This window comes from Clostridium sp. (assembly GCF_029267215.1).
GTDB lineage: Bacteria > Bacillota > Clostridia > Clostridiales > Clostridiaceae > Sarcina.
In genome coordinates, this window is the sequence record NZ_JARIDH010000079.1 from 1 (window position 1) to 3,001 (window position 3,001).

The 3,001-nt window shown below is 26.5% G+C and carries 1 protein-coding gene and 1 pseudogene; both read left to right on the forward strand.

All coding sequences use genetic code 11. The features are described 5' to 3' along the window. Positions 1 to 1,184 precede the first annotated feature (1,184 nt). The gene (gene gadC / locus Q1K13_RS12225; RefSeq protein WP_300351352.1) at positions 1,185 to 2,618 is read left to right on the forward strand and encodes a glutamate/gamma-aminobutyrate antiporter; all 1,434 of its coding nucleotides are present in this window, start codon (positions 1,185 to 1,187) and stop codon (positions 2,616 to 2,618) included. A 118-nt stretch (positions 2,619 to 2,736) separates the two neighbouring features. Beyond that, positions 2,737 to 3,001: pseudogene (locus Q1K13_RS12230) on the forward strand (glutamate decarboxylase); the annotation flags it as partial.

A 3,001-nucleotide genomic window follows, 5' to 3' on the forward strand; every position in this document is an offset into this window, starting at 1 on the left:
ATAGAAAGTTTTTATAATAGTAAAAGACTGCATTCAGCTCTTGCTTATAATACTCCTAATGAGATAGAGTTTAAAGCTTTGAATGCAGCTTAAATAAGTTCGAATTTTCGTGTCTAAGATATTGACATAAATCCAATGCCCTTATAGGGATAGAGCAAACCACCCATTTTACGGGTGGTTATGATTTATTAATTAAATACCCTATATATTATATTTAGTTTTAAAAAGTTTATATATATGAGTAAAAAATAAAATATTATGTGCAAAATAATATTATGGTTACTAGTTTAAAAATAAATTTACAATAAGATACATATAGATAATAGGGCTTAGAGAATATCAAGTAGACTTTCAAATATAATATACTTAAAAATAAATGTAAAAGTCAAATAATATTAAGAAGATTGTATATGTAAAAAAGAACATAAATAATAGAAGTTAATGTATGTAAAAATTATATATATGCTTTTAAGTATTAAACAAAAGATTGTTATTTTTAAATTTATGGGATATTTGAAAGAAAAAAAGTTTTTTGATTATGTTTGATAAGTCATAAAATTTAAAATACAAGTGTAGAAATAGATAAGTTTGGTGTAAAGGTTAACTAGTTGACAAAGAAAAACAAATAAGAAGGTTATTTCAATGATGGTTTTGGGAAGAAAGATAGTTAAAAGTTTAGAGTATTATAAGCAATAGTAATAGGATTTTATAGTGATAAATAAAGTTTATTCTGATATCAATAATTTGAAAATGAAAAATTAAATTCAAAATAAATATAAAAAGAAATTTAAAATGCATAATTATAATAAAACATAAAATTTTAATAATAAATAGATAATTTGACAGCTTTTCATTAATTAATTTGACAATAAAATATTAGATTTTATATATTTGAATAAAAATACTAATAAAATGGAGTAAATAAGAGAATTTAAGAGAAAAAAACAGTATTAACAATTTGTTAACAGTTTAAAAGAAGAAAATAGATGTAGAAAAGTTTTGAATAAATTGTTAACAAGGGTTATTATAAGTACATAATTAGTAGTTATTATTCAAGACAAAAATTTATATATAATTAAATTTTTGTCTTAAGTAATAGTTGTGATTGTTAGTTTTTCTTAAAATGGAAAAGCTAAAGAGTGAGATCTTTAAAAAAACAATAAACAATTAAGGAGGCGGTCTTTATGTCAAGCAATTCAGGAGTAGATACTAAAAAACTTACTTTATTCGGATTTTTTGCAATGACAGCATCAATGGTTATGACTGTATATGAATATCCTACATTTGCATCATCAGGTTTTCATTTAGTATTTTTCCTAATTATTGGTGGTTTATTATGGTTCTTACCTGTTGCATTATGTGCTGCTGAAATGGCAACTGTTGATGGATGGGAAGAAGGAGGTATATTTGCTTGGGTAGGAAATACTTTAGGTGAAAGATGGGGATTCGCAGCAATCTTCTTCCAATGGTTTCAAATAACAGTTGGATTTGTTACTATGATTTATTTCATATTAGGAGCTTTATCTTATGTATTGAATTGGCCAGCATTAAATAGTAATCCGGTGATTAAATTTTTTGGTGTTTTAATTATATTTTGGTTCTTAACTTTCTCACAATTTGGAGGAACAAGAAATACAGCAAAAATAGCTAAGGCTGGTTTTGTATTTGGTGTTGTAGTACCAGCAATTATATTATTTATACTAGGTATTATGTATGTTTTAAGAGGAAATCCAATACATGTTGATGTTAGCTTAAAAGCTCTTACACCTGACTTTTCTAAAGTTAATACATTAGTTATTTTTGTATCATTTATATTAGCTTATATGGGAGTCGAGGCTTCAGCTTCACATGTAAACAAGTTAGAAAATCCAAAAAGAGATTATCCACTAGCAATGTTTATATTAGTTATAGTAGCAATTATTCTTAACACAGTTGGTGGTTTAACTGTTGCTGCTGTTATACCAGCTAATAAATTAAACTTAAGTGCAGGGGTTGTTCAAACATTCCATCAATTAATAGCTTTAAACTTAGGTTTAGGATATGATTGGATTACAAGAATTATAGCATTATTATTAGCAGCAGGTGTTATGGCTGAGGTTAGTGCATGGGTTGTAGGACCTTCAGAAGGTATGTATGTTGCAGCTAAAAGAGGTATACTACCTAAAAAATTAACTGAAACAAATAAAAATGATGTACCAGTTCCACTAGTATTAGTTCAAGGAGTAGTAGTTACAATTTGGGCTGCAGTATTAACATTTGGTGGTGGTGGAAATAACGTTTCATTTTTAACTGCTATATCATTAACTGTTGTTATATACTTAGTTGGATACTTATTATTCTTCTTAGGATATTTTACATTATTATTCAAACATAAAGATTTAAAACGTGCTTATAATGTGCCTGGTGGACAATCAGTTAAATTTATAGTTGCATTATTAGGTATGTTAACTTCAATAGGAGCTTTAGTAATATCATTCTTCCCACCTTCACAATTAACTGGTGATAGTGTAACAGAATATATAACTATATTATCTGTAAGTTTTGTAGTGACAATATTAATTCCATTTATTATTTATTCATTACGTAATAAATGGAATGGTAGTAACGCTGCTAAATAATTAGAAGTAAATAAGGTTTTAAATTGAAGTAGCCTAATAAAAAGGCTACTTCAAATAATTTATATGAAAAAGAATATAAAAAATTAAATATATTTATGTCTTTGAGGAGGACTTTATCATGACACAGGAGAATTCACAAAACAGAGAAATTTTAGACAATAATTTTAATACACCTATATTTGGAACAATAGCAAGTAATCAAACTATGCCAAAGAGAAAAATACCTCAAGGTTCAATGGCACCGGAAGTAGCTTATAGATTAATAAAAGATGATTTACTAGATGAGGGTAATGCACGTCAAAACTTAGCAACATTTTGTCAAACATATATGGATGATGAGGCAGTTAAGTTAATGTCAGAAACTTTAGAGAAAAATGCTATAG